Source organism: Stenotrophomonas genospecies 3, assembly GCF_054473855.1.
On sequence record NZ_JBTMUR010000014.1, the window covers coordinates 50,987 to 77,901 of the forward strand.

A 26,915-nucleotide genomic window follows, 5' to 3' on the forward strand; every position below is an offset into this window, starting at 1 on the left:
GTGATCGTGCTCCGTTGTGATCCTCACGACGGAGTACTTCTGCCGGAATGGATTCGCTCTTCAACAACGCCACCACGCTGCTGACCTTTCTGCTGCCGGGCTTCCTGTCTGCATGGGTGTTCTATGGGCTGACATCCCATCCCAAGCCGCCGCAGTTCGAACGGACCGTGGAAGCGTTGGTGTTCACCTTCGCGGTCCAGGTGCTGGTCAAGTTCACCGAACTGATGCTCCTGCTGGCGGGTCGCTGCTTTGTGCTGGGGACCTGGACCGAGACCAGCAGCCTGCTATGGGGTTTTGTCCTCGCCGCACTGCTGGGGGCAGGATTGGCCCTCGCTGCGAACAAGGATTCCCTCCACAGGGTTCTCCGCCGCGCAGGCTTCACCACGAGGACATCCCACCCGAGCGAGTGGTATTGCGTACTGGGTACGCGTCCTGCCTTCGTGGTGCTGCAATTGAAGGATGGCCGTCGATTGACCGGCTATCCCAAGGAGTGGCCGATCAGCCCCGCTGCGGGACAGTTCTACATGCAGATGCCGGCCTGGCTGGTGGATGCGGATCCACCCGATGAAGGTGCCGATCCAGCAGCGGATCCCGTGGCCAGCCCCGCCGTGGTCGAGCTTCCGCAGCTCGATGGCATACTGATTCACGCAGTGGATGTGCAGTGGGTCGAGATTCTCCAGGAGACAGACGATGGCTAAGTTGAGGAAGGGTTCCAACCCACCACTGGACCAGTTGGTCGTATCCATGGAGAACGCGAACCCCAAGCTCCCCGAGGGCAGGAAGCGTCCGCCGCCACCGCCCAGCCCGCCCCGGCCGCCAGCCGGAGCCGGGCCCAACCGGCGCTCGCCGCGCGGCTGACCGGGCGCATTCAGCCGCCCGGTGTAAACTATTGATCTCACTGGCAATGCCAGTCTCCACGATCAATGCCCCGATGACGTCCGCCACCGCCCGTTACGCCGATTCCCTGCGCCTGTCCGTCGCCCCGATGATGGACTGGACCGATCGCCATTGCCGCGTTTTCCACCGCGTGCTGGCACCGGGCGTACGCCTGTACACGGAGATGGTGCACGCCAACGCGGTCATCCACGGCGACCGCGAGCGCCTGCTCGGCTTCGACCGCAGCGAACAGCCGCTGGCGCTACAGCTGGGCGGCAGTGATCCGGCGCTGCTGGCGCAGGCCGCGCGTATTGCCGCCGAGTGGGGCTATGACGAGGTCAACCTCAACTGCGGCTGCCCGTCTGATCGCGTGCAGGCCGGCCGCTTCGGCGCGTGCCTGATGCGCGAGCCGGCGCTGGTGGCCGAGTGCGTTGCGGCCATGGTCGATGCGGTTGATATCCCGGTGACGGTGAAGTGCCGCTTGGGCGTGGACGAGGACAACGACTACGACGTGTTCGCCGCCTTCGTCGACCGTCAGGTCGCCGCCGGTGCGGCGATGGTGGTGGTGCACGCGCGCAACGCGTGGCTGAAGGGCCTGTCGCCGAAGGAGAACCGCGAGGTTCCCCCGCTCAAATACGACTGGGCCTACCGCCTGAAGCGGGAGCGCTCGGCACTGCCGGTGGTGATCAACGGCGGCCTGGCCAGCATCGAGGCGGTGCAGGCGCAGGCCGCGCACGTCGATGGCGTGATGCTGGGCCGCGCGGCCTACCACGACCCCTACCTGCTGCATCAGCTGGAGGCGCTGCACACCGGCGCCCCGCTGCAGGCCCGTGGCGACCTGCTGCGCGCGATGCGCCCCTACATCGAGGCGCGGCTGGGCGAAGGCCTGGCGCTGAAGCACATCACCCGCCACCTGCTCGGCCTGTTCCACGGCCAACCCGGTGGGCGCGCATTCCGCCAGGTGCTGAGCGAGGGCGCACACCGCCCCGGCGCCGGCTGGAGCCTGATCGAACAGGCCTTGGCGGTCACCGACCGCGAAGCTGATCGCGCCGCAGCGTGACCGCAGTCACATTCCTGACTTGACAAGGGACGGCGATTCGTCCCGAATGTTCACTTAGCTGAACGACTCGGGCACAGGGCCGGAAAAGTTCAGACCGGATTCACCGCTGTAAACCAAGAATTTGCAAAAGATTTGTAAAACGCTGGGTTTCGAACCCGGCGCCGGATTTACGACTTTTGAACGAATCTCCGTGCTCGGCTAGGATCGCATCGATGTCTTCCGCTCCCTTCCACCGCCGCATTGCCCTGGCCACCTGCGTGGTCCTGTCGGCTGTGCCGCTGTCTTCGGCGCTGGCGCAACAGCCGCCGCGCGGCGACCAGGGGCGGGCGGAGATGATGGAGCGGGGCGAGCGCGGCAACCGTGGCGACGAGCGTTCGCTGTCCGATGCCGTGCGCCGCGTGCAGCGCACCACCGGCGGCCACATCCTCGGCGCCGAGCGCGTGCCGTTCGATGGTCGTGATATCAACCGGGTGAAGTACATGGACGATCGGGGCCGGGTCCGCTACATGGACGACCCCGCGCCGTCGCGTTCACAGCCGCGCACGCCGCGGTCGGATATGTCATCACTACGCGGCGATAACCCCTGAACAGGGATAGTTGTCGCTATCAACCCGTACCCCACAGGCCTCCGGGCCACACCCAGGACACTAGGGAGAGTTCATGCGTATCCTTCTGGTCGAAGACGAAGCCCCGCTGCGTGAGACCCTGGCAGCCCGGCTCAAGCGCGAAGGCTTTGCCGTCGATGCTGCGCAGGACGGCGAGGAAGGCCTCTACATGGGGCGCGAAGTTCCGTTCGATGTCGGCATCATCGACCTCGGCCTGCCCAAGATGTCGGGCATGGAGCTGATCAAGGCCCTGCGTGACGAAGGCAAGAAGTTCCCGGTGCTGATCCTGACCGCGCGTTCGAGCTGGCAGGACAAGGTCGAGGGCCTGAAGCAGGGCGCTGACGATTACCTGGTCAAGCCGTTCCACGTCGAAGAACTGCTGGCCCGCGTCAATGCGCTGCTGCGCCGCGCCGCTGGCTGGAGCAAGCCGACCCTGGAATGCGGCCCGGTTGCGCTGGATCTCGCCGCCCAGACCGTCAGCGTGGCCGGCAGCAATGTCGACCTGACCAGCTACGAGTACAAGGTGCTGGAGTACCTGATGATGCATGCCGGTGAACTGGTCTCGAAGGCCGATCTCACCGAGCACATCTACCAGCAGGACTTCGACCGCGACTCGAACGTGCTGGAGGTCTTCATCGGCCGCCTGCGCAAGAAGCTGGATCCGGATGGCGAGCTGAAGCCGATCGAGACCGTGCGCGGTCGCGGCTACCGTTTCGCGATCCCCCGCAACGAGGGCTGAGCCGGCTCACCCTGGCGATACCATGATGTCCGGCCGTCTGTGGTTCTTCCGACGCTGGCGGCCGCGCTCACTGCAGGCGCGCCAGATGCTCGCCGCGTCCGTGGGCCTGGTCGCGTTCCTGGCGCTGGCCGGTTACGCGCTCGACGCCGCCTTCGCCGATACGGCGAAGGCGAACCTGCGTGAGCGCCTGAAGAACTACGCCACGTCCTACGCGGCCGGCATCGACTTCACCCGCGACCGCTCGCTGTACATCCGCGAGCAGCCGCCGGATTCGCGCTTCGATGTGCCCGGCAGTGGCCTGTACCTGCAGGTGGTGATGCCGCACGGCAAGGGCAATTCGATGTCTGCCGAAGGCCCGATGCTGCCCACCGTGGGCGGCGGCCTGCTGGCGCCGCGCCAGGAAGTGTTCGAAGGCCCGCTGCCGATGATCCAGATCGATGGCAGCCAGGGCTCGGTCTACCGCTATGGCCTGGGCCTGGTGTGGGGCGCCGACGCCGATCCCGCCACCGAATTCCCGTACACCATCTACGTGATGGAAGACTCGCGCGCGCTGGGTGCGCAGCTGCGTGTGTTCCGTGGCCGCGTCTGGTTCTACCTGGGCGGCATCGGCCTGATCCTGCTGCTGCTGCAGACCGTCATCCTGCAGTGGAGCCTGCGCCCGCTGCGCCGCGTGATCACCGAGCTGACCAAGGTGCAGCGCGGCGAGACCGAGCGCATGAGCGAGCGCCACCCGCGCGAGCTGGAACCGCTGACCGACAGCATCAACGCCTTCATCGAAAGCGAGCGCGAGAACCTCGAGCGCCAGCGCAACACCCTGGCCGACCTGGCGCACAGCCTGAAGACGCCGATCGCGGTGCTGCGCACGCAGATGGACAGCGGTGCCGGCGACACCGCACTGCGCGAGGAGCTGGACGTGCAGCTGCAGCGCATGAACAACCTGGTCTCGTACCAGCTGGCGCGCGCGGCCTCGTCGGGCCACAAGCTGTTCTCCGCGCCGCTGCCGATCGAGTCCAATGCCGAGGAAATCGTGCGTGGCCTGGAAAAGGTCTACGCCTCCAAGGGCGTGCTGTGCGAATTCGATATCGACCCGGCGGCGCGCTTCCACGGCGAACCGGGCGACCTGCAGGAACTGCTCGGCAATCTGCTGGAGAACGCCTTCAAATGGGCCAACCGCCGCGTGCTGTTGACCGCGCAGCCGCTGCCGGCCCCGAACGCACGCCGTGCCGGCCTGCTGCTGGCGGTGGATGACGATGGCCCGGGCATTGCCCCGGACGACATCGGCAAGGTGCTGCAGCGTGGCGTGCGTGGCGACGAGCGCGTGCAGGGCCACGGCATCGGCCTGTCGATCGTGCAGGACCTGATCAAGGATTACCGCGGCGAACTGACCGTGGGCCGTTCGGCCGAACTGGGCGGCGCCCGCTTCGAAGTGCGCCTGCCGCCGGGGCCGTAATCGCACGCGTTCCCCTCCGCCGGCATCGCGTGGCGCAACAACGCGTGGTGTTCCGGTAGTGCCGGCCGCTGGCCGGCAACCTCATGATCTTCGGTGGCGGTGCCAGGTTGCCGGCCAGCGGCCGGCACTACCGCAATGCGATCTTCGGCGGCTCGCCATAGAACCGCCGCAGCTGCGCCGCCACCTCCGGCAACGCCTGCTGCAGCAGATCCGGCGCCGAGAAGTGGTACTCGCTGGCCACCGCGAAGAACTCTTCCGGCGCCTCGGCCGCATACGGATCGATCAGCGTTTCTTCGCCCGCATCCACCTGCGCACAGAAGGCATCGTAGGCGCGCTGGAAAATGCCCGCCCATTCGCGCTGCCATTCGCGTGGCAGCGGCGGGGTGCCGTCCATCGCGCCATCCAGCGCATCCAGCTTGTGCACCATCTCGTGCACCGCCACGCAATAACCCTCGTGGGGTGCGGCCAGGTCGGCCTGCACGTCGGCCCAGGACAGGATCAACGGGCCGCTGTCCCACGACTCGCCGATCAGCTCGTCATCCCACTCGTGCAGCACGCCCGCCGCATCCATGTGGCTGCGGTGCACGCGGAACGCATCGGGGTAGACGATCAGCTGCGACCAGCCTTCCAGCCCCACTTCACCGAACTCCAGCAGCGGCAGGCAGCACAGTGCGGCCAGCAGCACGCCGTCACCGGCCTGCAGCTGCAGCTCGCCGATCGGGGTGATGGTCTTCTCGTGCAGGAAGCGCGTGGCCAGTACGCGCAGGCGCGCACGGCGTTCGTCGTCCAGTCCGTGCAGCCAGGCCGCGCGGCGGCAGGCGTCTTCCCAAAGTGTATCGTCGATCGGCCGCGGCGCAGGCCGCAGCCACTGCAGCAACGACTTGATCAGCGGAACATTCCCGGCAGGTAGCTGTGCCACTTCGGCGCGCGGATGCGCTGCAGCACGTCATCGTCGCTGCCACCGCCGCCGGTGCTGGTGGCACTGCTGGCGGCCGGGCGTACCGCCGCCGGCTTGGTGGTGGCTGCCGAGGCGGTCGCGGTCGGTGCGCGCTGCGAGGCGGCATCACCGTTGGACGACACGCAGGCGCCGCGGCTGTCGTCCAGCGCTGCTGTCGCAGACGCCGCGAAGGGCATCATCAGCAGGATCAGGCAATGGGCATAACGGCGCATTGACGACATCCACGTTAAGGGAGGGTGAGTTCCCGATTCTAGCCCGAACCCGGCGCCCCGTTGGAAGCCCCTGCGGAACCCAGCGTGGCGGGCGTCGCTGGCGGCTTTCCCGCATAATTCCTTCCTGACTTCGTGGAAGCTGCCGTGGACGATCGCCAATTGCTGGCCAAACTCGCTGCCGGTCGCCTGTCCGGCGACGCCCTGGCCCGTGAGCTGGGCCAGACCCGGGCGGCAATTTGGAAGCGTATTCAAGGGCTTAGGGCCGCCGGTGTGGACGTCGAGGGCCGTGCCGGCGAAGGCTACGGCCTGACCCGCCCGGTCGATCTGCTGGACCCGGACGCGATCCGCGCCGGCCTGCCGGCCGGGGTTCTGCCGCTGCTGCACGACCTGCAGGTGGCCTGGACGGTGGATTCGACCAACGCCGAATTGCTGCGTTGCAGCGCGCCCCAGCGCGGGGTCAGCGTCCTGCTGGCCGAACGCCAGACCGGTGGCCGTGGCCGTCGTGGCCGCACCTGGGCCTCCCCGCTGGCCGCGCATATCTACCTATCGGTGCTGCGCCTGTACTCCGGTGGCCTCGGCCGCCTGGCCGGGCTGAGCCTGGTGGCCGGCATCGCCGTGGCCGAAGCGCTGCACGACCTGGGCTACACCCAGGCGCAGCTGAAGTGGCCGAACGACCTGATCGTCGATGGTAAGCGCAAGCTGGTCGGCCTGCTCGCAGAAGGCGGTGGCGAATACGCCGGCCCGGCGCGCGCGGTGATCGGCATCGGCATCAACACGCACATGCCGCCGTCGTTCGCCGAGCAGATCACCCAGCCGTGGGTGGACCTGGACACCCTGGCCGGCAAGCCGGTGGACCGCAACGTGGTCGTTGCGGCCGTGCTGAAGCGCCTGCTGCCGGCGCTGGAAGAATTCGATCGCGAAGGCCTCGCTCCGTTCCTGCCGCGCTACGCCGCCTTCGACATGCTGGCCGGCCGCGAAGTACGCGTGGAACTGGACGGGCAGTGGCAGCACGGTACCGCGCTAGGCCTGGCCGATGACGGCGCATTGCGCGTGCGCATCGATGGCCAGGAACGCCTGCTGCACGCCGGCGAAGTCAGCGTGAGGGCAGCATGAGCGATTGGTTGTTCGACCTGGGCAACTCGCGCTTCAAGTTCGCGCCGTTGCAGGGCGACCGCGCCGGTGACGTGCAGGCCTGGGCGCATGGCGCCGAAGGCATGGCCGGGCAACCGCCGCACAGCCTGCCCAGCGGCCGCACCGCGTTCGTGGCCAGCGTGGCCGCACCCTCGCTGACCAGCGCCATGCTGGACCAGCTGCAGCGCCGCTTCGAACACGTGCATGTCGTGCGCACCAGCGCCGAATGCGCGGGCGTGCGCATTGCCTATGCCAAGCCGGAAAAGTTCGGCGTCGACCGCTTCCTGGCCCTGCTGGCTGCAGCCAAGGCGCAGCGCCCGGTGCTGGTGGTCGGCGTGGGCACCGCACTGACGATTGACCTGCTCGACGCCGATGGCCAGCACCACGGTGGCCGCATTTCCGCATCGCCCACCACCATGCGCGAAGCACTGCACGCGCGTGCGGTGCAGCTGCCGGCGACCGGCGGCGACTACAGCGAGTTCGCCAACGACACCGCCGACGCGCTGGCTTCCGGCTGCGATGGCGCTGCGGTGGCGCTGATTGAACGCAGCGCGCAGCAGGCGCACACGCTGCTGGGCGTGGCACCGTCGCTGCTGGTGCATGGTGGCGGCGCACCGGCGCTGATGCCGCGGCTGCCCGGCGCCGACTACCACCCATCGCTGGTGCTGGATGGCCTCGCCCGCTGGGCGGTGCACCAGCCCGCAGGCTAGTATCCGCGCATGCTGACCCGTGCCCTGATCGTCGTACTGGCCATTCTCAATCTTGGCGTCGCCTGCTGGTGGCTGCTGCGCGATGCACCGCAACCGCCCGCGCCGCCGCCGCAACCGGCCGGTGTGGCCGAGCTGCGCTGGGTGCCCGGTGGTGTGGATGCCAATGCCGCAGCCGAAGCGACTGCCGCTGCCCCGACCGCACCGCTGGTGGAGCGCGAACCGGCCGCGAAGACGGCCGTGGCTGCGACGCCTGCACCCGCGCCGGCAAAGCCGGAGATCGCCAAGCCGCAGGTGGCTGAGGCTGCGCCGGTTGCTGCCGCTGCCAAGCCGGTAACACCGCCTGTACCCGTTCCGGCAGCGGAAAAGCCCGTAACCCCGCCCGAGGCCGCCGAGCCGCCGCGCTGCGTCGCGCTGGGCCCGTTCGCCGACCGCGCCGCCGCGACCAGTGCGCAAGGCAAGGCCAGCACGCTGATCAGCCAGGTGCGCCTGCGCGAACAGCCGGCTGCCAGCGGCAGCGCACGTTACCGGGTGATGCTGCCGGCCGCCGCCAACCGCGACGAAGCGCAGGCCACCGTGAAGCGCATCGTCGCCGCCGGCCTGAGCGACTACTACATCATCAGCCAGGGCGAGGAAGCCAACGCCGTGGCGCTGGGCCAGTACCGCAACCGCGAAGGCGCCGAACGACGCATGGCGGCGGTGCAGGCCGCCGGCTTCCAGCCGCGCCTGGTCGCCAGCGGCGACGCCGGCCAATGGTGGCTGGAAGGGCAGCTGGCGGCGGGCACGCAGCCGGCCCAGGCCCAGCAGCGCAGCGGCGCGGCGCAGAGCCGGTCGCTGGAATGCACGCGGTTGCGCTAGAATCCCCTGACCGCGGCATTGCCGCCGGTGATCCACCCATGCCGCTTTAGCTCAGTTGGTAGAGCAACTGTCTTGTAAACAGTAGGTCATCCGTTCGATTCGGATAAGCGGCACCACTTGGGATCTCCGCTACGCCCCAGAGCCAGGGGTTCAGCGAGAAAGGCCAGCGCAGTGCGCTGGCCTTTTCGCGTTCAGGCCTACTGCAGACGAATCAACTCGTTTCCAATCTGCTGGCACCGTTGCAGCATCGACTCGCCGGATGGCGTTCCAAGCCGGATGGTGCCGTCCACCAGCAACGGATAGGTCTCAAGCCGCACACGATAGGCCTGCTGGGACGAGATGCGTACTGCCCGATCACCCGAAGCAAGCGGGGCTCCGGGCAAGCTCTCTTCCTTGATGAGCCCGTTGATCTTGAGCTGGGCACACAGCCCTGCGTAGTAGGCGCTTCTTTCGTCGCGCGCTCGCGGATGCCTGGTAGCGTGCCCCAATGCGTGAAGGCTCTCGTGCGCAACCAGGTCAACGAGATCCGCGAAGGCTTGTCGTTGATCGCCGTAGACGTGCGATGCAAGTGCAAGCGTCCTGCCTGTCGCAAAGCGGCCAAGTGATCTTGTCCGTATTGCCCCCGCAGTGCCTTCCGGCACTAGCAGGATCCGATAGCTGTTGGATGCCGCCGGTATCCATGACTCGGCCAGGTCCGCCGCCGCATCGATCCGTGAACAGACATCTTCAGCAACGATCACAAGCCCTTCTGCGATCTGCAGGCTGATACTCCGCTCAGTGTTTGCACAGAGGTGGACGTGCGTGGTGCCTACGGCGGTTCGCCCGGGAAGCAGGGAAGCCGTGTGGAAGTAGCGGAGAGGGCCCAGAGGAACAGAAACAACTTCGGTGTATCCAGCCGAGGCGACGCCTTTGGGAACCGCAGTAGTAGTGCAGCCTGAAAGCAAAACGGTGCAGACGCCGAAAAGGAACATCGCGACTCTGTACATCCCGCCCCCTGTAGAAGCGGGGATGGATGCCCCCGCTCCGGTGAGTTAACCAGTAGTAAATTGGCATGCACAAGTGTGGCGCTGAGTGATTGACGCGATCGCGCACCTCACACTCGAGGTAATAGCTCGCCTTTCATCGCTTCTCCCAAAAGTGCGGGTGCTCAAAGCGCACCCGCATCCCCTGCTGTTTACTACCCAGCAGTGGGTCTGCCTGATTCGATGGCTGGGGGCGTGGCGTTATAAGGCTGCACGCTGGGGATCTCAACGTTCCGCATTTACTGAGCCCCGCCCACCTGCAACGCCACATACTCCGCCAGCCCCCGGCAGGCCAGCATCAGCCCTTCGCGCGTGCCGTCGCCGATATCGTCTTTCTCTTCCCCGTCCACGCGCACACGCTCGGCGGCGTGGTACAGCTCCAGCAGCGACACCAGACCCACCGCGGCGCGATCCCGACGAGCGGCGGCCACGGCCTGGCCGGGTGCGCTGGCCGGCCCTTGCCACGGCTGTCCGTCGGCGGCATCACCGGCGCGGATGCGCTGCAGGCAGCTGGGAAGGTTGATCGGCGCGGGCGCCTCGTTTGCAGCGGCGAAAGCGGCTTCCAACGGCTGCGCCAGTTCGGGCGGCAGGCGCAGGGCGGCCTCGCCCAGTGTGGCGGTCAGGTATGGGTGGTGGGGCTTGGGCATGCGGGCATCCTCGTGCGGAACAGAGGTGCCACCGGAGAAGGGTGGCGGGCGATACGTGGTTTCCAATCCCGGGACTGAATGAGCCGGTGGGCACGAGGCCCCCACGCACCGCCCGCCGTCGATCGGCGAACGGATTGCCAGCCGGCGCCGCTCTTGAGAAGACGGCGCCGGCTGGCAAGCGTATACAGCTTTCAGTCTTCGGGTTGGAAATCCCGGCCACCCCGCTGAAGGTGGCAATTCATCATGCGCACGCGAAATCACCGCCTGCCAGTCGTTTGTTTCGATGACATCGGGTGATCTGAGAGGAAAAATGAATTATCGCCTTTGGCCCGTTTCGAGCATCGCAATGCCAGAGGCGACATATCGCGCAGTGCCGCCATCATCGGCAATCAGGGCCGCGCCCTCGTGGTGACACGGCTCACTTCGGCGTGCGAAGTAAAGCTGACTTAACAGGCTCGGCAAGGCGCCAACGCCACAATATCAGACCTGAGAGCCACAGCGCGCGCCGTGCGGATCTTGATATTCCTCACGGACAGCCCGCAGCGCTGCACCGCATACTGCCGCCACACGCCCATCCTGGGCCCCTTCGGAATCCGCACATGCGTCGCCATGCCCTACCGCTCACCGCCGCACTGTTGTCCTCCGTTTTCGTGGCCCCGGCCATGGCCGCGGTGCCGTTCTTCAACGCCAGCTGCCCGGGCGGCATCGACGTGCACGCCGACGAGGGCGGGCCGGTCTACGTGCAGGGCCGCGAGGCCACACTGAAACGCTTCAACGACCGCTACGTCGAAGCACGCGATGCCAACAGTGGCATCACGCTGTCGATCAGCAGCAGCGACGACGGCGCGCCGCAGATCAGCTACACCGGCCGTGGCGGCGCCAATGGCATCTGCCAGGTCAGTGCCAGCGGAACGCCCGCGCCGGCAGAGCATCGCGACCGCCGTCGCCACGATGACGACAACGATGCGGCGCTGCCGCGCGAGGTGACCTGCGAATCCACCGACCAGCAGCAGGTGTCGTGCGACATGGATACGCGCGGCAACGTGGAGGTGGTGCGCCAGCTGAGCCACACCCGCTGCGAAGAGGGCAGGAACTGGGGCCTGTCGCGGCACTCGGTATGGGTGAACGGCGGTTGCCGCGCGGTGTTCCGCAATGTGTCCAAGGTGGCGTACAGCGCACCGGCAGGGGATATCGCGTTGGGCTCCTGCAATATGCGCAAGGGCGCGCAAGGCACGCTGGTGACCCAGATGCCGGTAGGCAGCGATTACCAGGAACTGATCATTGATTATCCCGATGGTCGTTTCCTGTGCATGATGCGCAACAACGGCCAGGTGCAGAGCCTGACGCCGGTTCGCCGCCGCGGCGGTTGAGATACCGCGGGGACGAACCCGCCGTCGGCCGCGTGTTCGAAGGGGGCAATGCGGCGTGCGTTGCCCCTGTTTCGTTACTGCTGGTTTACCGGGTCATTGCCCTTCTTGTAGGTGTACCCAGTGACTTCCCAGCCGCCGCCATGGCCGGAGGAGGGTTCCACCCAGGTGAACTCCCATGTCTGCAGGGAGCCATCGGGAAGCAGGTTTTCCACCCGGTAGATCTCACCGGGAATGCCCTGCTCCGGCAGCTTGCCGGGAATCGATCCGTCCGAGCGTGCAGATGCGCCCCCGACGGAGAACGCCCGCCGTTCCACGTGTACGTTGCCGTAGCCCTGCGGGGCGAACGTCGGCTTTACACGCTGCGCCACCCAGTCGAGCACCTGGCGTGCGCCTTGCGTGTGCATTGCAAACGCATCGGAGGTCACCGTATGGGTGATGCGCTGCGAGGACGCGCTGGCATCTGCCGCAACCAGTCCGCCCAGGGCAATTGCCAGCACCGCCAATCCATTCAGTACATGTTTCATACGCGTCGATTTCCTTTATCGGGGAATTGAAGAGGCACCGTTGGGGGTGCCGATGCAGGGTGCAGGCAATGGCGGCCTTGGATAAGAGGCGATACCGACCTGGATGTGAGGCGTGTCAAGGAAGGCCGGATTCCTTACGAACAAGTGCCGGGATGCCTGACCAGGAACGCCAGCGTGGCCCCGGTGTTCTGGATCACCGCCTGCTGCACCGCCGCGAGTGGTGTCACACAGCTCTGGCTAGACTGTGCTTCTTTTTCCCCACCGCAGGAGGCACCCATGGCCCATCCCATCTCCGTATCCCTGATTGGCGTTCCCACCGATGTGGGTGCGGGCCATCGCGGTGCACGGCTGGGGCCGGAAGCGCTGCGCGTGGCGGGCCTGCCGGAGGCGCTGGAGGCGCGCGGCGTGGACGTGCGCGACCTGGGCAACCTGGATGGCCCGCGCAACCCGTGGACCGCGCCGGTGGAAGGCTACCGCCATCTGGATGAAGTGGTGGCGTGGAACCATGCGCTGATGGAAGCCAGCTATGCCGAACTGCAGGCTGGCCGCATGCCGATCATGCTCGGCGGCGACCACTGCCTGGGCATCGGTTCGATCACCGCCGTTGCCCGCTGGTGCCGTGAGCAGGGCAAGACCCTGCGCGTGTTGTGGCTGGATGCGCATTCGGATTTCAACACCAGCGATGTGACCCCGTCGGGCAATATCCACGGCATGCCGGTGGCCTGCCTGTGCGGCCTCGGTCCGGACGCGCTGACCCGCCTGGGCGGCACGTCGCCGGCGATCACCCCGGCGCAGATGCACCAGATCGGCATCCGTTCGGTGGACCCGGAAGAGAAGCGCCTGATCAAGACCCACAAGGTGGATGTCTACGACATGCGCTACATCGATGAGAACGGCATGAAGCGCGCGGTGGAAGCGGCGCTGGCCGGCATCGACGAGAACACCCACCTGCATGTCAGCTTCGATGTGGACTTCCTCGACCCGAGCATCGCCCCGGGCGTGGGCACCACCGTGCCGGGCGGGGTGAACTACCGCGAGGCGCAGCTGGTGATGGAGATGATTGCCGACACCGGGTGCATGGGTTCGCTGGACATCGTCGAGCTCAACCCCTTGCTGGACAAGCAGAATGCCACCGCCGAGCTGGCCGTGGACCTGGTGGAAAGCCTGTTTGGCAAGTCCACGCTGATGCGCGACTGAGCGCTGGGCCTGAACGGATCGTCGATCCGTTCACACCCGCTCCACGCCGCAGCCGCCAGATTGCACTTCACGCGGCGGCGGTGGGCGTTGGCCTTCTCCCGCCGAGCGATAGAACCCCATCCGCGAATGAAGCGGTGTAGCGGCGAACCCAAGGAGAAGCCCATGAAGCGCGTAGTTGCCCTGATGCTGTTGTCGATGTTCTCGGTGGCCCTGCTGGCCGGTTGCAACACCGTTGCCGGTGCCGGCAAGGACGTGCAGAAGGCCGGTGAAAAGGTTGAGGACGCCGCCAAGGGCAAGTGAGCCCGGCGCGGATTGGAAAGCGGAAAGGCCGGGAATCTTCCCGGCCTTTTTTGTGCGCGCTGTTTACCGCATGGCTGTCGAAGCGGAGTGAACCATTCAAGCAGGTGAGCATGTATTTCATTGCCGGTTGACCGGTATTCAACGGCCGCCACGCCAAGCTGGAGCCACGGTAAGAACGCCGTTGCAACCAAGGACTCCCAGCAATGAACAAAGACATCATTTCCGGCAAGTGGTCGCAGCTGAAGGGCAAGGCCCAGGCCAAGTGGGGCGATCTGACCAACGACGACTTCGATGTGGCCGAAGGCAATGCCGAATATCTGGCCGGCCGCCTGCAGGAACGTTATGGCTGGGCCAAGGACCGCGCGGAGAAGGAAGTGCGCGAGTTCCAGGACGCCGTGAGCAAGGACTACCCGGACTACAAGTAAGCACTTCGGGTTCCCCCACGACACGACGCCCGCACCGTAAGGTTGCGGGCGTCGTGTTGTCTGCGCGGGACGATCAACGTGCCGGCGGGTCCGGCACGTAGCGGTTGGGGAACGCCTGCGGTTCACGCGGCAGGCGCGAGGGCGCATCGACCAGGATGCCGCGCGCACGCAGGTTGCGCGCGCTGTCGTAGCGCAACTGCAGTACCTGGGCCGGACTGCGGCTGGCACGTTCGAAGTCGGTATCGCGTACCGAGGACTGTTCGCGAGCGCCATGGCCGGTACCCAGCGCCGGGGCCCGCGACTTGCTGGCGTAGCCCTCGATGCGGCTGGCGCTGGCGTTGGCACTGGCATCGGCCGCAGCTTCGGCCGCCGGGGCCGGCAGCGGCAGGCCACGGCGCAGGATCGGATCGGGGCGCCAGCGGCGCGCTTCCTCGAACACGGCCACGCCCACCACGCCGATGTTGTCCGGGCGGCCGGTGCGGCTGGCATAGCTGCCGCTGGGGCTGCTGAACACGAACTGCGCCACTTCGTCCTGGCTCTTGCGCCAGCCGGTGATGTCGGCGCGCTGGCCGGGATTGAGCACGTAGCCGGTCTGCGAGGGATCGGCATCCTCGCCGGAGATGGCGTTGACGCCGTCCACCGACAGCACCACCAGCACCCGGCGAGGGCTGTCGTTGTACAGGCGCACGGCGTAGCGGTGGCCGCGTTCGCCGGCCACCCAGCGTTGGCCTTCGGCCGGGTAGCTGCGCAGTTCGGTACCGCGGTCGCGGTCGACCAGGGCCATGCGCACGGGGCCGTCCTCGTACACCGGCGGCGGCATCGGGGCCGGGCGGAAGCCGGCCAGGGGCAGGATCAGCAGCAGGGGCAGCAGGCGTTTCATCGGGCGTCTCCAGCGGGGTTGCGTGAATGAACGCGCCGCAGGCCCTGACGGGGTTGGTGGCGTGCAAGGTAAACTGGCCCCGTTCATCGAAGGTTACCCCACGCAGTCATGACGACCCGAGTCCTTACCGGCATCACCCCCTCCGGCACGCCCCATCTGGGCAACTACGTTGGCGCCATCCGTCCGGCCATTGCGGCCAGCCGCGCGCCGGGGATCGAGAGCTTCTTCTTCCTGGCCGACCTGCACAGCCTGATCAAGTCGCAGGACCCGCAGCGCACCCAGCGCGCGACCCTGGAGATCGCGGCCAGCTGGCTGGCCTGCGGCCTGGACCCGGAACACGTGTGGTTCTACCGCCAGAGCGACATCCGCGAGACCACCGAGCTGATGTGGTTCCTGACCGCCATCGCCAGCAAGGGCATCCTCAACCGCGCGCACGCCTACAAGGCGGCGGTGGACAAGAACCGGGAGGAAGGCGTGGACGAGGACGCAGGCGTCAGCGCCGGCCTGTTCATGTACCCGGTGCTGATGGCCGCCGACATCCTCATCTTCAAGGCCAACCAGGTACCGGTGGGCCGTGACCAGATCCAGCACATCGAGATGGCGCGCGATTTCGCCCAGCGCTTCAACCACGTGTACGGCAAGGAGTACTTCCCGCTGCCGGACGTGGTGATCGACGAGCAGGTGGCGACGCTGGCGGGCCTGGATGGCCGCAAGATGAGCAAGAGCTACCACAACACCATTCCGCTGTTCGTGCCGCGCGAGGAGCTGAAGAAGCTGGTGTTCTCGATCCTGACCGATTCGCGCGCACCGGGCGAGCCGAAGGACACCGAAGGCTCGGCGCTGTTCCAGATGTACCAGGCGTTCGCCACGCCGGAACAGACCGCGGAATTCGCCAAGGCGTTCGCCGCCGGCATCAGCTGGGGCGATGCCAAGCAGCAGCTGTTCGAGCGCATCGACAGCGAGCTGTCGCCGCTGCGCGAGCGCTACAACGCGCTGATGGCCGAGCCGGAGAAGATCGAAGCGCTGCTCAAGCGCCGTGGCCAGCAGCTGCGCGAGCAGCTGGCGGCACCGCTGCTGGACGAGCTGCGCCATGCGGTGGGCCTGCGTGACCTGTCCACTGCGGGCGACATCGCCAGCGAGGACGCCGGCGTGGCCCGCGTGGCACCGCCGCTGTTCAAGCAGTACCGCGAAAAGGATGGCCGCTTCTACTTCAAGCTGACCGCCGGTGACGGCACGCTGCTGATCCAGAGCGAAGGCTTCGATTCGCCGCGCGATGCGGGCCAGCTGATCGCGGTGATCAAGCAGGCCGAGCAGGGCGACCAGCTGCAGAGCGAGCTGTTCAAGCTGGACGCCGAGGTGGACGCGGTGCTGGCCGCGCTGGCCGTGCTGCGCGAAGCGTAAGGGGTAGTGCCGGCCGCTGGCCGGCAACTGCATGGAAAACGCCGGCCAGCGGCCGGCACTACCACGGCACTTGCATAGGGAATGCCGGCCAGCGGCCGGCACTACCCGCCAACGAAGGTCATGGCATGATGTCCGCGCGCCTCCGGCGCGATGACATGGAGTCTGCGATGGCCTGGTTGTCGCTGCTGCTGTTTCTGCCCTGGTTCCTGCTGCTGGGCAGCCTGTACTGGCTGTTCCCGCGCCAGCCGCGCACCGCGCGGCGGCGCCTGTTCGACAGCACCACCCTGGTGCTCGCATTCGCGCTGAGCATCGTGTCGATGCTGTGGGGCTACCGCATTGGCGTGGTGCAGCCGGGCGCCGGCCCGATCTGGCCGCAGGTGCTGGCGGTGCTGTACGCCTACGGCGCGTTCCTGGCAGTCTTGGTGCTGGCGTTGCTGCTGCGGCCGCGGTTCGCATTGCGCTCCGGCTGATCGGTAGTGCCGGCCGCTGGCCGGCAACTGCATTCAACCGGCTACCCCGAGGTTGCCGGCCAGCGACCGGCACTACCCGACCAAAGCCGCATCGAACCCGGGCCGCCTGCGCGCCTACCATGGGGGTCTGTTCCCGATCCTGCCAGGTGCGTGCCGATGACCGCCGACCCCAGCATCCACACCATCGATACCGGCTTCCAGCGCCCGGATTTCGACGCGGCCTATCTGATCGTTGAGAACGGCCGCGCCGCGTTCGTCGACTGCGGCACCGGCCTGTCGGTGCCGGCGATGCTGCAGGCGCTGGCCGACGCCGGCCTGGGCGTGGAGGCGGTGGACTGGCTGCTGCTCACCCACGTGCATCTGGATCATGCGGGCGGTGCAGGGCTGCTGATGCAGCAGCTGCCGAATGCGAAGGCGGTGCTGCACCCGCGCGGTGCGCCGCACATGATCGACCCGACCCGGCTGATCGCCGGAGCCACGGCGGTGTATGGCGCCGAAGAGATCGCGCGCAGCTATGGCCGCATCGAACCGATTCCCGAACAGCGCGTGGTGGTGGCCGAAGACGGCCACCGCGTCGACCTGGCCGGCCGCGAGCTGGTGCTGCTGCACACGCCAGGCCATGCGCTGCACCACCACTGCGTGTGGGATGCGCGCAGCCGCAGCTGGTTCACTGGCGATACGTTCGGTATCTCCTACCGCGAGCTGGACAGCGCGCAGGGCGCTTTCATCTTCCCGACCTCCTCGCCGGTGCAGTTCGATCCGGAGGCGATGAAGGCCTCGATCCGGCGCATGCTCGATTACGCGCCGCAGGCGATGTACCTGACCCACTATGGGCGCGTGCAGCAGGTGGAAAAACTGGCCGAAGACCTGTTCGAGCAGATCAATGCGATGGCGACCATCGGCCGCCAGTGCGACGGCCGCCCGGACCGTCACCGCTGCCTGCTGGCGGCGCTGCAGGCGCTGTACCTGGAACGTGCACAGCTGCATGGCTGTGCGCTGGACGAGGCGGCAGTGATTGCCGTGCTGGCGATGGACATCGAACTCAACGCACAGGGCCTGGCCTGCTGGCTGGATCGCATCAGCAGGTAGATCCACGCCATGCGTGGATGACACAGGCCCAAGCCGCGCCGTGGTGTCACGACCACGTTACACTCTGGTGACTTCCAAGCTAGCCGTGGTACTGCCGTGAATCCGATGCGCGTGTTGCTGCTGTCGTCCTGCCTGTTTGTCGGTGGCCTGGCCCATGCGGCCAACGACCTGCCGGGTGGCGGCATCGATCCGCAGGCACTGTCGCGCCATGTGCGTGTGCTGGCGTCGGATGAGTTCGAGGGCCGCGCACCGGCCACCGAGGGCGAAGAGCGCACGGTGCAGTACCTGATCGAGCAGTTCCGCAGCTATGGCCTGCAGCCGGGCGGCGTGGACGGCAGCTGGGTGCAGCCAGTGCCGCTGGTGCGTGCGCAGCTGGAGGGTGAGGCCAAGGCCAGCCTGTCGCTGAAGCAGGGCAAGCGTGCGCTGGCCAATGGCGTGGACGTGACCCTGCAGAGCCTGCAGCCGCGCAAGCGCGTGCAGATCAAGGATGCGCCGCTGGTGTTCGTCGGCTACGGCATCGACGCACCGGAGCGCCACTGGAATGACTACAAGGACGTGGACCTGCACGGCAAGATCGCCGTGGTATTGATCAACGACGCCGATTTCGAGGCCGATGCGCCGGGTGCGTTCGACGGCAAGGCGGTGACCTATTACGGCCGCTGGACCTACAAGTTCGAGGAAGCCGCACGCCGTGGCGCCGAAGGCGTGCTGATCGTGCACGAGACCGCGCCGGCCGCGTATGGCTGGGCCACGGTGAAGAGCTCGGGCACTTCGCCACTGTTCGACATCGAGCGCGGCCAGGCCGAGGCGATGGCGCAGCACACCCCGCTGCGTGGCTGGATGCAGCGCGAGCTGGCCGAGGCGATCTTCGCCGACGCCGGCCTCGACTTCGACACCGAGAAGCGCAAGGCGATGCGCGCCGACTTCCGCCCGGTGGCGCTGGACAACGCCAAGCTGAGCGTGGATTTCGCACTGAAGCGCGAGCAGGTGGTGACCCGCAACGTGGTGGCCAAGCTGCCCGGTGGCGAGCATGGCGACGAGGCGGTGATCTTCTCCGCGCACTGGGATGCGTTCGGTATCGGCCAGCCCGACGCCAAGGGTGACCGCATCCGCCGTGGTGCGATCGACAATGCCACCGGCGTGGCCACGGTGCTGGAACTGGGCCGGGTGTTCGCCGCCGGCCCACAGCCGCAGCGCACGCTGTACTTCGTGGCACTGACCGCCGAAGAGAAGGGCCTGCTGGGTGCCAGCTACTACGCTGCGCACCCGCTGGCGCCGCTGGACAAGACCGCTGCGGTGCTGAACATCGAGATGTTCAGCCCGGATGGCCCGACCCGCGACATTGCCTCGTGGGGCAAGGGCCGGGTGTCGTTGGAAGGCGATCTGGAGCGCGTGGCCAAGGCCCGTGGCCGCAGCTACAGTCCGGACCCGAACCTGGAAGCCGGCTTCTTCTACCGCGCCGACCATTTCGCCTTCGCCCGCCTGGGCGTGCCGGCGATCACCATCGGCCCGGGCCTGGACAAGCTGGACGGTGGGGTTGAAGCCGGCCGCGCGCTGCGCGAGAAGTACTTCGCTGACTGCTACCACCAGGCCTGCGATGCGTGGACGCCGAGCTGGGACCCGAGTGGCCACGCCGCCGACACCCTGCTGGTCTACGACCTGGGCGCCGAGCTGGCCAACAGCCGCCGTTGGCCGACGTGGGAAAAGGAATCGGAATTCCGCGGCGCGCGCGACAAGAGCGAAGCGGCCCGCCGTTGAGGTAGTGCCGGCCGCTGGCCGGCAACGCCCTGCTCTTTCCGGAGGTTCATGAGGTTGCCGGCCAGCGGCCGGCACTACCGAAAGTCTGTGGAGTTGCCGGCCAGCGGCCGGCACTACCGAAAGAGGTGGCGTTGCCGGCCAGCGGCCGGCACGCCCGGGTATTCGTCAGCGCCGGCGCAGCAGCTTCCACGCGCCCCAGCCACTGGCGGCGAGCGCTGCCAGATAGCACGCCACCATCGTGCGCAGTCCAACCGGCGACCCTGCATTGATGCCGCGATGCAGGCGCAGTTGCAGCGAGCTGTGGCCGCTGCCCAGGTCCACCGCCAGCTGCAGCGCCAGCGCGGCGCAGAACACCAGCAGGGCAATCCCGAATCCGATGCGCGGCCACGCGGCCTGTGCGTTGGGGCGGCGCAGCAGCCAGGCCAATGCCGTGGCTGCGGCCAGCGTCGCCGCGATCCACATCAACGGCGTGGCGGGAGACGCAGCGGCCACCGGCATTGCACCGGTGGCCGCGATCAGGGCAACGCGCTTACTTGCGGGTGCCGTCGAGCCAGTTCGGGCCCTTGTTGGTGAGGAAGAACACATAGACCACCAACGATACCGCGATCGTCGCGGTCACGTAGATGGCGAACCAGTCGACGTGGCCGGTCTTCAGCGCACCCTGGTACAGCAGCGGGGCGGTGCCGCCGAACAGCGAGTTGGCCAGCGCGTAGCCGAGGCCCACGCCCAGTGCGCGCACATGGGTGGGGAACAGCTCGGCCTTCACCACCGCGTTGATGGAGGTGTAACCGGTGAGGATGACGAACGCCATGGCCAGGGTCAGGAACGCCAGGGTGGCGTCATGCTGGTGCGGCAGCTGGGTGATCAGGTACCAGCTGTACAGCACGCCACCGACGCCGAAGAACACCAGCAGGGTCTTGCGGCCGATGATGTCCGACAGCCAGCCACCGACCGGCTGCAGCACCATCAGGAACGCCAGCACGCCCAGGTTGATCAGGGTGCCGGTCATCGGATCGTTGCCGGCGAAGGCGCTCTGGATCATCTTCGGGCCGTTCACCGAGTAGGTGTAGAAGGCCACGGTGCCGCCAGCGGTGATCAGGAAGCACAGCAGCAGCGGCCGCCACTGGTGCACGAACAGTTCGTACATCGAGCCGGACTTCTGCGCCTTGCCCTCGCGCGCGGCCTCGATGGACGACTCCGACAGCGATTCGTCCATGCCCCGGCGCAGCCAGAACACCACCACCGCGGCGATGCCGCCGATGCCGAAGGCAATGCGCCAGCCCCACTCGGAGATCTCCGGCTTGCCCCAGAAGGTCAGCATCAGCAGCAGGGTCAGCTGGGCCAGCACATGGCCGCCGACCAGGGTGACGTAGTGGAAGGAGGACAGGAAGCCGCGGCGGCCGGGAATGGCGGCCTCGGACATGTAGGTGGCGCTGGCACCGTACTCGCCACCGGTGGCGAAGCCCTGCAGCAGGCGCGCGAACAGCAGGATGACCGCGGCCCAGATGCCGATGCTGGCGGCGGTGGGGGTGATGGCGATCAGGAACGAACACAGCGCCATCAGCGTGACCGACACGGTCAGTGCCAGGCGGCGGCCATGGCGGTCGGCGAAGCGACCGAAGAACCAGGCGCCGATCGGGCGCATCAGGAAGGTCGCCGCGAAGATCGCCCACACGTACATCGTGGAGTTCTTGTCGTCGGGCGAGAAGAACTGCGATTCGAAGTACACGGCGAACACCGAGTACACGTAGACGTCGTACCACTCCACCAGGTTGCCGGCGGAGCCTTTGAGGGTGTTGGAGATCGACCGCCGCAGGGCGGCGCGGTCGTTCGCGGGTACAGCAGGTTGGGACGTGGTGCTCATCTGGGTGGGAATCCTCGATGCGGCGCGTCCGCGCGCAGGGAAAACGGCGCCCGGCCTTGGGGCGGCGCGGCCGGGCAGCCCTCTTGGTACTGCATCGACCGTCAACACGGGGTAGCAGACCAGAGCAGGGTGCATGGATGGATGACAGCGTGCCACCGTATGGGGTCCCGGACCATACTCAAAACGTCCTAGAATCCGCCTTCCCCCGGCTCCCTGGTGTGTCATGTCGGCTCCCCCCTCTTCGTCTGCGGCTGCCCCCCGGGGTGGCCTTGTCGCGCTGGCACTGCTGCTGGTCTACGTGGTCTGGGGCTCGACCTACCTGGGCATCGCCAAGGCCCTGCACGGCGGCGCACTACCGCTGACGATGGTCTCGGGCAGCCGCTTCATCATTGCCGGCGGCCTGATGTTCCTTGCGCTGCGCCTGTTCTGGAAGCTGCCGAACCCGACCCTGCGGCAGTGGCGCAACCTGGTCATCATGGGCGTGACCATGCTGGTGCTGGGCAACGGCATGGTGGTGCTGGCCGAGCGTGAGGTGTCCTCGGGCCTGGCCGCCACGGCGGTGGCCTCGGTGCCGCTGTGGATGGCGCTGTTCTCGGCGCTGCGCGGCCAGCACGCCAGCCGTGGCGAGTGGCTGGGCATCGCCATCGGTTTCCTGGGCGTGGTCTGGCTCAACGCCGGCAGCAGCCTGACCGCCTCGCCGACCGGGCTGGTGCTGCTGCTGATCGCGCCGATCGGCTGGGCCTTCGGTTCGGTGTGGGCACGCGGGCTGGATCTGCCGGGCCCGTTCATGACCGCTGCCGGGCAGATGCTCTGCGGCGGCGTGCTGCTGGTGCTGATCGGCCTGGCGGTGGGCGAGCGCCCGACCACGCTGCCCGATACCGGTGGCCTGCTGGCGATGGCCTACCTGTGCGTGTTCGGCTCCATCGTCGCGTTCACCGCCTACGTGTGGCTGCTGCAGAACGTGCGCCCCGCGCTGGCGGGCAGCTACGCGTACGTCAATCCGGTGATCGCGGTGCTGCTGGGCGCACTGCTCAACGGTGAACGCTTCGGCTGGCGCGACCTGTTGGCGATGGTGGTGATTCTTCTGGGTGTGGTGGTGCTGACGATGGCAAGGACGAGAAAGAAATGAGCATGGATGAGAAAGAACAACGCCGGGGCCTGCTGGTCACTGCGTCCACCTTCGTGATCTGGGGCCTGGTGCCGGTGTACTGGCACCTGCTCAACGAGGTGCCTTCGTTCCAGATCATCGCCCACCGCATCATCTGGAGCACCGTGCTGGTGCTGGGCTGGCTGCTGATCAGCTCGCGTCTGGGTTGGTGGCAGAAGATCGCCGCGCAGCCGCGCGCGCTGCCGATCCTGCTGGTGTCGAGCCTGACCATCGCCTTCAACTGGGGCCTGTACATCTGGGCGGTCAACGCCGGCCATGTCATCGAGACCAGCCTGGGCTACTTCATCAACCCGCTGGTGAACGTGCTGCTGGGCGTGCTGGTGCTGAAGGAACGCCTGCGCCGCCTGCAGTGGGTTGCGGTGGCAATGGCGGCGGTGGGCGTGGCCTGGCTGACCATCGACGCCGGCACACCGCCGTGGATCGCGCTGGGCCTGGCCTGTTCGTTCGGCCTGTATGGCCTGTTGCGCAAGCTGGTTTCGGTCGACCCGGTGGCCGGCCTGGGCGTGGAAAGCATGTACCTGTTCCTGCCGGCGCTGGCCTTCGCGATCTGGGCCGAGAACGGCCATGGCGGCGCGTTCTTCCATGGCTGGGGCTGGCGCAACGACCTGCTGCTGATCTTCGGCGGCGCAGTCACCGCTGTGCCGCTGATCGGCTTCGCCTACGGCGTGAAGCGCATTCCGCTGTCGCTGGTCGGCATCCTGCAGTACATCGCGCCGAGCCTGCAGCTGCTGCTGGGTGTGTTCTTCTTCCACGAAGCGTTCGACACCGCAAAGGCGATCGGCTTTGCCGCGATCTGGGCCGGCCTGGTGCTGTTTGTCGGCGACAACATCCGCACGATGCGCGCCAAGCGCTAGCGCCGCGTCCGCTCGGCTGACACGTGTGCACAAAAAAGAGCGGCGCCCCGAGGGGCGCCGCTCTGCTTCCATCCACAGCCAGGAGAGAGTTGGCTGTGACGGGAACGCGGTTGCAGGCTTAGAAGCGCTGCTGGTACTTCATGTACATGAAGCGGCCGATGTCGAAGCCACCGTAGTAGGTGAAGCTGCTGTTCGGCTGGCTGTACATGATCGGACCCTGATGGTCGAAGACGTTGTTCACGCCCAGCGACACGGTGCCGTCCCACGGCAGGCTGTAACGCACCTGCAGGTCGTGGAAGGTGTTGGAGCCCACCTTGTTGGTCGGCGATGCACTGGTGTACGACGAACTGAAGCCCGGCAGGTTGCACTCGTCCATGTACGAGCACTTCTCCTTCATGCTGGAGTAGTAGCGCGCGGTCCAGCCGATGCCGAGGTCGCCGTACTGCCAATCCAGGTTGAAGGTCGAGCGGACGCGGAAGTCGCCGCCCCAGCTGGTGCGCTGCTCCACCGGCGTGGTCGCGGCGTTGTCGTTGCGCTGCTTCAGGTAGTCGGTGTAGGTGGTGTTCCAGTTGACGGCGAACTGGCCGAACGTGGTTTCCGGCAGGCGGTAACGCACGTTGATGTCATAGCCGGCGGTTTCGCGGAAACCGGCATTGACCAGCGAGCGGTCCAGGCTGTTGACCTGGCCGTTGCTGCCACGGGTGAAGCGGCCACAGGCGGCGTCCGAACCCTGCACATAGCACTGCTCGAGAATGCTGTTGGTGGTCTCGGAGACGATGGCGTTGTTGATGCGGATCTTCCACCAGTCGAGGCTGACATCCAGGCCGGCCACGAAGTCCGGGCTGTACACCAGGCCAACGGTCCAGGTCTTGGCGGTTTCCGGCTTCAGCGCCGCGTTGGAACCCGAGTTGAAGTCGACGGTCGACTGCTGGCCCGGCTTGGTGGCAACGGTGCCATCGCTGTTGAGCTGGCGGAAGTTGGCCGGCACCTTCAGCGCCTGGCAACGGGCAGCAACGGTCGGGCTGGTGGCCGCGGTACCGAACGAGGTATCGCACGGATCGGTGAACGAATCGCGGGTGCTGACGGTACCGCCGTACAGGTCATCCACGGTGGGCGCACGGAAGCCGGTGCCATAGGTTGCGCGGACCAGCAGGCTGTCGATCGGCTTCCACTTCAGGCCGAACTTGCTGTTGGTGGTCGAGCCGAAGTTGTTGTAATCCGAGTAGCGACCGGCCACGTCCAGCGACAGTTCGCGCGCGAACGGCAGATCGGCCAGCAGTGGCACCTGCAGCTCCAGGTAGACCTCGTTGAGCGAGTAGTCGCCACGGGTGGGCTGGCCGGTGGTGCCGGTAATCTCACCCTTCTGCACCCGCATGTCCGGGGTGTAGCTGGCTTCTTCGCTGCGGTGCTCGAAGCCCATCGCGCCCATGATGTCGCCGGCCGGCAGGGTGAACAGCGAACCGGAGATGTTGGCGCTGGCCACCTTGGTGGTGCTCTTCATCTTGTCGACGAAGCGGGCGAACAGGTAGTCCTGTACGTCCTGGTTGCTCAGCGAGCCAGGGCCGGTATAACCCATCGGCGCAGCCGGGTTCCACGGCACGCAGCCGGCGATCACCGCACCCGGTGCGCCGCAGCGGGCCACGTTGCCATCCATGAAGGACGGGCCGACGGCCTGGTTGACGTGCGGCTGGTACATGCTGCCGGTACCGATGCGCTCGCCTTCATTGCGGTTGTACATGTAGCTGACGTTCCAGTCCCAGTACCGCGAACCGGTTTCGAAGCTGCCTTCCAGGCCGATGCTGGCGCGCTTGGTCTCCAGATTGTTCTCGGTGCCGCGCGGCAGCTCCTCGGAGCGGTGCGCGAACAGCACATCCTGGCCCCACAGGTTGAACGTGCTGTCCTTGGACAGCGCGGCACGGCTGCCGTTGCGCGCCTGGGCGGCGCTGACCGAGTACGGGTAGCCGGCTAGCTGCTTGGTCGATTCGCGCTTGCTGTACAGCGCGTCGGCGACGATGCGCAGGTCGTCGGTGATCGAGAAGCCGCCGTTGGCGAACACCGAGGTGCGCTCCAGGCCGGTCAGCAGGCTCATGTTGGTCTTGCTGTTGGCACCATCGGCCGGATCCGGCGCGTGGAAGTTGCCCTTCTGGCTCGGATCGCCGCCCGGGCCCACGGTCAGGTTCTTGCCACCGACGGTGACGTAGCCCCACGGGGTGTTGCCGTTCAGGTTGTCGGTCGGGTGGCGCGGGCCGTTGGGATAGCGGCTGAACTCGCGATCCTTGCCCAGCACTTCGTCTTCCTTGGTGCGCTCGGCACCCACGCTGAACCAGCCGCGGTCGAAGGTCTTGCCGAAGGTGGCGCTGTAGGAACGCTTCTGGCCGTCACCCTGGCCGTACTGGCCGACATAGACGCTGGCTTGGCCACCGTCGAAGTTCTTGCGGGTAATGATGTTGACCACGCCGGCGATGGCGTCCGAGCCGTACAGCGCGGACGCGCCATCGGTCAGCACTTCCACGCGCTCGACGATGGCCGACGGAATCGAGGCCAGGTCGGAGTAGCCGCCGGCGCTGACGCCCATGCGGCGGCCGTCGATCAGCACCAGGCTGCGTTCCGGGCCGAGGTTGCGCAGGCTGACGTACATGCCGCCGAAGTCGCGCGAGGAGGTCAGCGAAGACGCGCGGCTCATGCTCGGCGAACCAGCAGCGGGAATGTCCTGCAGGATGTCGGCGACGTTGACGTAGCCCTTCTTCTCGATCTCGGCGCGGTTGAGCGCGATCACCGGCTGTGCGGTCTCGACACTGGCCTGGCGGATGCGCGAGCCGGTGATTTCGATGCGGTCGAGAGTGGTGGTGGCGTCGCCGGTGCTCTGTGCGAAGGCGGGGGTGGTGCAGCTGGCGGCCAGCGCGATGACGATCGCGTTGCGCAGCGGAGTGGTTTTCAGGGACATCCGTGAAATCTCGTGCTTCAGAAAAAACATGCGCCCGTTCTGTGGGCGCGTGGGGTGCTGCAAACCAACGTGGGGGGCGCGATTCTAGATTGTTTCCATTCGTAACTGTTTGTCTCTGCGCCACGGATGTGCGCGAAAATGAATCGCAACCAACAATCCACAGATGTGATGTGCGCAACGTCACGTGCGTTGCGTTGGCGATGGGCAGAGGCATCGATAGCGGCGGATTTCCCGCAATCTGTAGCAGTGCGTGTGCGCAGGCATCCATCCACGCATGGCGTGGATCTACTGGACGTACTGGTTCATCACCCGGCCTGGCTGCATCGCCCTGGGTAGATCCACGCCATGCGCGGATGACGCGCAAGAAAAAGGGACGGAGCGTTCGCTCCGTCCCCTGCGCAATGCG

General features: G+C 66.9%; 27 protein-coding genes and 1 tRNA gene. 19 read left to right on the forward strand and 9 right to left on the reverse strand.

Translation table 11 applies throughout. The features are described from left to right. The first annotated feature begins 47 nt into the window (after positions 1-47). From ACX9OT_RS17780 to ACX9OT_RS17800, 5 genes are all read left to right on the forward strand, one after another. A complete protein-coding gene (locus tag ACX9OT_RS17780) occupies positions 48-698 on the forward strand; it encodes a DUF6338 family protein (protein ID WP_049399849.1) in 651 nt (216 codons plus the stop codon). A 206-nt stretch (positions 699-904) separates the two neighbouring features. Next, the gene (gene dusA / locus ACX9OT_RS17785; RefSeq protein WP_149909325.1) at positions 905-1,936 is read left to right on the forward strand and encodes a tRNA dihydrouridine(20/20a) synthase DusA; all 1,032 of its coding nucleotides are present in this window, start codon (positions 905-907) and stop codon (positions 1,934-1,936) included. Positions 1,937-2,148: 212 nt separating this feature from the next. Further along, positions 2,149-2,523, forward strand: a complete 375-nt coding sequence (locus tag ACX9OT_RS17790; RefSeq protein ID WP_049399851.1) for a hypothetical protein — start codon at positions 2,149-2,151, stop codon at positions 2,521-2,523. A 73-nt stretch (positions 2,524-2,596) separates the two neighbouring features. Continuing rightward, positions 2,597-3,280 carry a response regulator transcription factor gene (locus ACX9OT_RS17795; RefSeq protein WP_004136763.1) on the forward strand — a complete coding sequence of 228 codons (684 nt, stop codon included), beginning with the start codon at positions 2,597-2,599 and terminating at the stop codon, positions 3,278-3,280. Positions 3,281-3,305: 25 nt separating this feature from the next. Then, positions 3,306-4,730, forward strand: coding sequence for an ATP-binding protein (locus ACX9OT_RS17800; protein ID WP_075675605.1), 1,425 nt, complete (start codon positions 3,306-3,308; stop codon positions 4,728-4,730). A gap of 127 nt (positions 4,731-4,857) precedes the next feature. On the opposite strand, the gene ACX9OT_RS17805 is transcribed toward ACX9OT_RS17800, so the two are convergent. Beyond that, positions 4,858-5,649: a M90 family metallopeptidase gene (locus ACX9OT_RS17805; RefSeq protein WP_277779376.1), complete on the reverse strand. Its 792-nt coding sequence runs from the start codon at positions 5,647-5,649 to the stop codon at positions 4,858-4,860. Further along, positions 5,616-5,900, reverse strand: a complete 285-nt coding sequence (locus tag ACX9OT_RS17810) for a hypothetical protein (RefSeq protein ID WP_014035646.1) — start codon at positions 5,898-5,900, stop codon at positions 5,616-5,618. Before ACX9OT_RS17810 ends, ACX9OT_RS17805 begins: the two co-directional genes overlap by 34 nt. 144 nt (positions 5,901-6,044) lie before the next feature. On the opposite strand from ACX9OT_RS17810, the gene birA reads away from it, so the two are divergent. The 4 genes from birA (at position 6,045) to ACX9OT_RS17830 (ending at position 8,712) form a co-directional block, all read left to right on the forward strand. Further along, the gene (gene birA / locus ACX9OT_RS17815) at positions 6,045-7,013 is read left to right on the forward strand and encodes a bifunctional biotin--[acetyl-CoA-carboxylase] ligase/biotin operon repressor BirA (protein ID WP_277779377.1); all 969 of its coding nucleotides are present in this window, start codon (positions 6,045-6,047) and stop codon (positions 7,011-7,013) included. Further along, the gene (locus ACX9OT_RS17820) at positions 7,010-7,741 is read left to right on the forward strand and encodes a type III pantothenate kinase (protein ID WP_277779378.1); all 732 of its coding nucleotides are present in this window, start codon (positions 7,010-7,012) and stop codon (positions 7,739-7,741) included. The genes birA and ACX9OT_RS17820 overlap by 4 nt, the downstream gene beginning before the upstream one ends. A 9-nt stretch (positions 7,742-7,750) precedes the next feature. Further along, the gene (locus tag ACX9OT_RS17825) at positions 7,751-8,596 is read left to right on the forward strand and encodes an SPOR domain-containing protein (protein ID WP_277779379.1); all 846 of its coding nucleotides are present in this window, start codon (positions 7,751-7,753) and stop codon (positions 8,594-8,596) included. A 40-nt stretch (positions 8,597-8,636) separates the two neighbouring features. After that, positions 8,637-8,712 (forward strand) — tRNA-Thr (locus ACX9OT_RS17830). An 81-nt stretch (positions 8,713-8,793) separates the two neighbouring features. Here ACX9OT_RS17830 and ACX9OT_RS17835 read toward each other — a convergent pair. Together ACX9OT_RS17835 and ACX9OT_RS17840 are read right to left on the reverse strand one after the other, a co-directional pair. Continuing rightward, a complete protein-coding gene (locus tag ACX9OT_RS17835) occupies positions 8,794-9,336 on the reverse strand; it encodes a hypothetical protein (protein ID WP_100474927.1) in 543 nt (180 codons plus the stop codon). Positions 9,337-9,857: 521 nt separating this feature from the next. Continuing rightward, a complete protein-coding gene (locus tag ACX9OT_RS17840; protein WP_277779381.1) occupies positions 9,858-10,265 on the reverse strand; it encodes a hypothetical protein in 408 nt (135 codons plus the stop codon). A 599-nt stretch (positions 10,266-10,864) separates the two neighbouring features. Here ACX9OT_RS17840 and ACX9OT_RS17845 point away from each other — a divergent pair. Beyond that, complete coding sequence (locus ACX9OT_RS17845; protein WP_277779382.1) at positions 10,865-11,635, forward strand: DUF3011 domain-containing protein; 771 nt, start codon at positions 10,865-10,867, stop codon at positions 11,633-11,635. A 74-nt stretch (positions 11,636-11,709) separates the two neighbouring features. Here the strand turns inward: ACX9OT_RS17845 and ACX9OT_RS17850 are convergent, their stop codons facing one another. Next, complete coding sequence (locus ACX9OT_RS17850; RefSeq protein ID WP_277779383.1) at positions 11,710-12,159, reverse strand: hypothetical protein; 450 nt, start codon at positions 12,157-12,159, stop codon at positions 11,710-11,712. Positions 12,160-12,435: 276 nt separating this feature from the next. On the opposite strand from ACX9OT_RS17850, the gene rocF reads away from it, so the two are divergent. From rocF to ACX9OT_RS17865, 3 genes are all read left to right on the forward strand, one after another. Further along, positions 12,436-13,356: an arginase gene (rocF, locus tag ACX9OT_RS17855; protein WP_277779385.1), complete on the forward strand. Its 921-nt coding sequence runs from the start codon at positions 12,436-12,438 to the stop codon at positions 13,354-13,356. A gap of 162 nt (positions 13,357-13,518) precedes the next feature. Continuing rightward, a complete protein-coding gene (locus ACX9OT_RS17860) occupies positions 13,519-13,656 on the forward strand; it encodes an entericidin A/B family lipoprotein (RefSeq protein ID WP_014035659.1) in 138 nt (45 codons plus the stop codon). A gap of 203 nt (positions 13,657-13,859) precedes the next feature. After that, positions 13,860-14,081 (forward strand): CsbD family protein, encoded by a 222-nt coding sequence (locus tag ACX9OT_RS17865; protein ID WP_004153772.1) that lies wholly within the window; start codon positions 13,860-13,862, stop codon positions 14,079-14,081. A gap of 73 nt (positions 14,082-14,154) precedes the next feature. On the opposite strand, the gene ACX9OT_RS17870 is transcribed toward ACX9OT_RS17865, so the two are convergent. Beyond that, complete coding sequence (locus tag ACX9OT_RS17870; RefSeq protein ID WP_277779386.1) at positions 14,155-14,961, reverse strand: hypothetical protein; 807 nt, start codon at positions 14,959-14,961, stop codon at positions 14,155-14,157. Positions 14,962-15,069: 108 nt separating this feature from the next. On the opposite strand from ACX9OT_RS17870, the gene ACX9OT_RS17875 reads away from it, so the two are divergent. The 4 genes from ACX9OT_RS17875 to ACX9OT_RS17890 all read left to right on the forward strand — a co-directional run bounded on the left by ACX9OT_RS17875 (position 15,070) and on the right by ACX9OT_RS17890 (position 19,679). Further along, positions 15,070-16,362 carry a tryptophan--tRNA ligase gene (locus ACX9OT_RS17875; RefSeq protein ID WP_094001607.1) on the forward strand — a complete coding sequence of 431 codons (1,293 nt, stop codon included), beginning with the start codon at positions 15,070-15,072 and terminating at the stop codon, positions 16,360-16,362. A 167-nt stretch (positions 16,363-16,529) separates the two neighbouring features. Further along, positions 16,530-16,832 (forward strand): hypothetical protein, encoded by a 303-nt coding sequence (locus ACX9OT_RS17880; RefSeq protein ID WP_065724234.1) that lies wholly within the window; start codon positions 16,530-16,532, stop codon positions 16,830-16,832. A 156-nt stretch (positions 16,833-16,988) separates the two neighbouring features. Then, positions 16,989-17,921, forward strand: coding sequence for an MBL fold metallo-hydrolase (locus ACX9OT_RS17885; RefSeq protein ID WP_277779440.1), 933 nt, complete (start codon positions 16,989-16,991; stop codon positions 17,919-17,921). Between the two features lie 105 nt (positions 17,922-18,026). Further along, entirely contained in the window at positions 18,027-19,679 is a 1,653-nt protein-coding gene (locus ACX9OT_RS17890) for a M28 family metallopeptidase (protein ID WP_277779442.1), read from the forward strand. Positions 19,680-19,844: 165 nt separating this feature from the next. Here ACX9OT_RS17890 and ACX9OT_RS17895 read toward each other — a convergent pair whose 3' ends face one another. Together ACX9OT_RS17895 and ACX9OT_RS17900 are read right to left on the reverse strand one after the other, a co-directional pair. Beyond that, a complete protein-coding gene (locus tag ACX9OT_RS17895) occupies positions 19,845-20,141 on the reverse strand; it encodes a hypothetical protein (RefSeq protein WP_100435675.1) in 297 nt (98 codons plus the stop codon). 67 nt (positions 20,142-20,208) lie between these two features. Then, positions 20,209-21,543: an MFS transporter gene (locus ACX9OT_RS17900; RefSeq protein ID WP_010486964.1), complete on the reverse strand. Its 1,335-nt coding sequence runs from the start codon at positions 21,541-21,543 to the stop codon at positions 20,209-20,211. Between the two features lie 223 nt (positions 21,544-21,766). Here ACX9OT_RS17900 and yedA point away from each other — a divergent pair, with 223 nt between their 5' ends. Together yedA and rarD are read left to right on the forward strand one after the other, a co-directional pair. Continuing rightward, the gene (gene yedA, locus ACX9OT_RS17905) at positions 21,767-22,672 is read left to right on the forward strand and encodes a drug/metabolite exporter YedA (RefSeq protein ID WP_049462312.1); all 906 of its coding nucleotides are present in this window, start codon (positions 21,767-21,769) and stop codon (positions 22,670-22,672) included. Continuing rightward, entirely contained in the window at positions 22,669-23,565 is an 897-nt protein-coding gene (gene rarD / locus ACX9OT_RS17910) for an EamA family transporter RarD (protein ID WP_032128173.1), read from the forward strand. The genes yedA and rarD overlap by 4 nt, the downstream gene beginning before the upstream one ends. Before the next feature lie 118 nt (positions 23,566-23,683). Here rarD and ACX9OT_RS17915 read toward each other — a convergent pair whose 3' ends face one another. Next, positions 23,684-26,509, reverse strand: coding sequence for a TonB-dependent receptor plug domain-containing protein (locus ACX9OT_RS17915; RefSeq protein WP_134951782.1), 2,826 nt, complete (start codon positions 26,507-26,509; stop codon positions 23,684-23,686). Positions 26,510-26,915: the final 406 nt, after the last annotated feature.

Bases quoted from the DNA above. Each gene is read 5' to 3' on its own strand.
- ACX9OT_RS17780 (WP_049399849.1), top strand. From the start codon at position 48: ATGGATTCGCTCTTCAACAACGCCACCACGCTGCTGACCTTTCTGCTG.
- dusA (WP_149909325.1), top strand. From the start codon at position 905: ATGCCAGTCTCCACGATCAATGCCCCGATGACGTCCGCCACCGCCCGT.
- ACX9OT_RS17790 (WP_049399851.1), top strand. From the start codon at position 2,149: ATGTCTTCCGCTCCCTTCCACCGCCGCATTGCCCTGGCCACCTGCGTG.
- ACX9OT_RS17795 (WP_004136763.1), top strand. From the start codon at position 2,597: ATGCGTATCCTTCTGGTCGAAGACGAAGCCCCGCTGCGTGAGACCCTG.
- ACX9OT_RS17800 (WP_075675605.1), top strand. From the start codon at position 3,306: ATGTCCGGCCGTCTGTGGTTCTTCCGACGCTGGCGGCCGCGCTCACTG.
- ACX9OT_RS17810 (WP_014035646.1), bottom strand. From the start codon at position 5,900: ATGCGCCGTTATGCCCATTGCCTGATCCTGCTGATGATGCCCTTCGCG.
- ACX9OT_RS17820 (WP_277779378.1), top strand. From the start codon at position 7,010: ATGAGCGATTGGTTGTTCGACCTGGGCAACTCGCGCTTCAAGTTCGCG.
- ACX9OT_RS17825 (WP_277779379.1), top strand. From the start codon at position 7,751: ATGCTGACCCGTGCCCTGATCGTCGTACTGGCCATTCTCAATCTTGGC.
- ACX9OT_RS17840 (WP_277779381.1), bottom strand. From the start codon at position 10,265: ATGCCCAAGCCCCACCACCCATACCTGACCGCCACACTGGGCGAGGCC.
- ACX9OT_RS17845 (WP_277779382.1), top strand. From the start codon at position 10,865: ATGCGTCGCCATGCCCTACCGCTCACCGCCGCACTGTTGTCCTCCGTT.
- ACX9OT_RS17850 (WP_277779383.1), bottom strand. From the start codon at position 12,159: ATGAAACATGTACTGAATGGATTGGCGGTGCTGGCAATTGCCCTGGGC.
- rocF (WP_277779385.1), top strand. From the start codon at position 12,436: ATGGCCCATCCCATCTCCGTATCCCTGATTGGCGTTCCCACCGATGTG.
- ACX9OT_RS17860 (WP_014035659.1), top strand. From the start codon at position 13,519: ATGAAGCGCGTAGTTGCCCTGATGCTGTTGTCGATGTTCTCGGTGGCC.
- ACX9OT_RS17865 (WP_004153772.1), top strand. From the start codon at position 13,860: ATGAACAAAGACATCATTTCCGGCAAGTGGTCGCAGCTGAAGGGCAAG.
- ACX9OT_RS17870 (WP_277779386.1), bottom strand. From the start codon at position 14,961: ATGAAACGCCTGCTGCCCCTGCTGCTGATCCTGCCCCTGGCCGGCTTC.
- ACX9OT_RS17875 (WP_094001607.1), top strand. From the start codon at position 15,070: ATGACGACCCGAGTCCTTACCGGCATCACCCCCTCCGGCACGCCCCAT.
- ACX9OT_RS17880 (WP_065724234.1), top strand. From the start codon at position 16,530: ATGGCCTGGTTGTCGCTGCTGCTGTTTCTGCCCTGGTTCCTGCTGCTG.
- ACX9OT_RS17885 (WP_277779440.1), top strand. From the start codon at position 16,989: ATGACCGCCGACCCCAGCATCCACACCATCGATACCGGCTTCCAGCGC.
- ACX9OT_RS17890 (WP_277779442.1), top strand. From the start codon at position 18,027: ATGCGCGTGTTGCTGCTGTCGTCCTGCCTGTTTGTCGGTGGCCTGGCC.
- ACX9OT_RS17895 (WP_100435675.1), bottom strand. From the start codon at position 20,141: ATGTGGATCGCGGCGACGCTGGCCGCAGCCACGGCATTGGCCTGGCTG.
- ACX9OT_RS17900 (WP_010486964.1), bottom strand. From the start codon at position 21,543: ATGAGCACCACGTCCCAACCTGCTGTACCCGCGAACGACCGCGCCGCC.
- yedA (WP_049462312.1), top strand. From the start codon at position 21,767: ATGTCGGCTCCCCCCTCTTCGTCTGCGGCTGCCCCCCGGGGTGGCCTT.
- rarD (WP_032128173.1), top strand. From the start codon at position 22,669: ATGAGCATGGATGAGAAAGAACAACGCCGGGGCCTGCTGGTCACTGCG.
- ACX9OT_RS17915 (WP_134951782.1), bottom strand. From the start codon at position 26,509: ATGTCCCTGAAAACCACTCCGCTGCGCAACGCGATCGTCATCGCGCTG.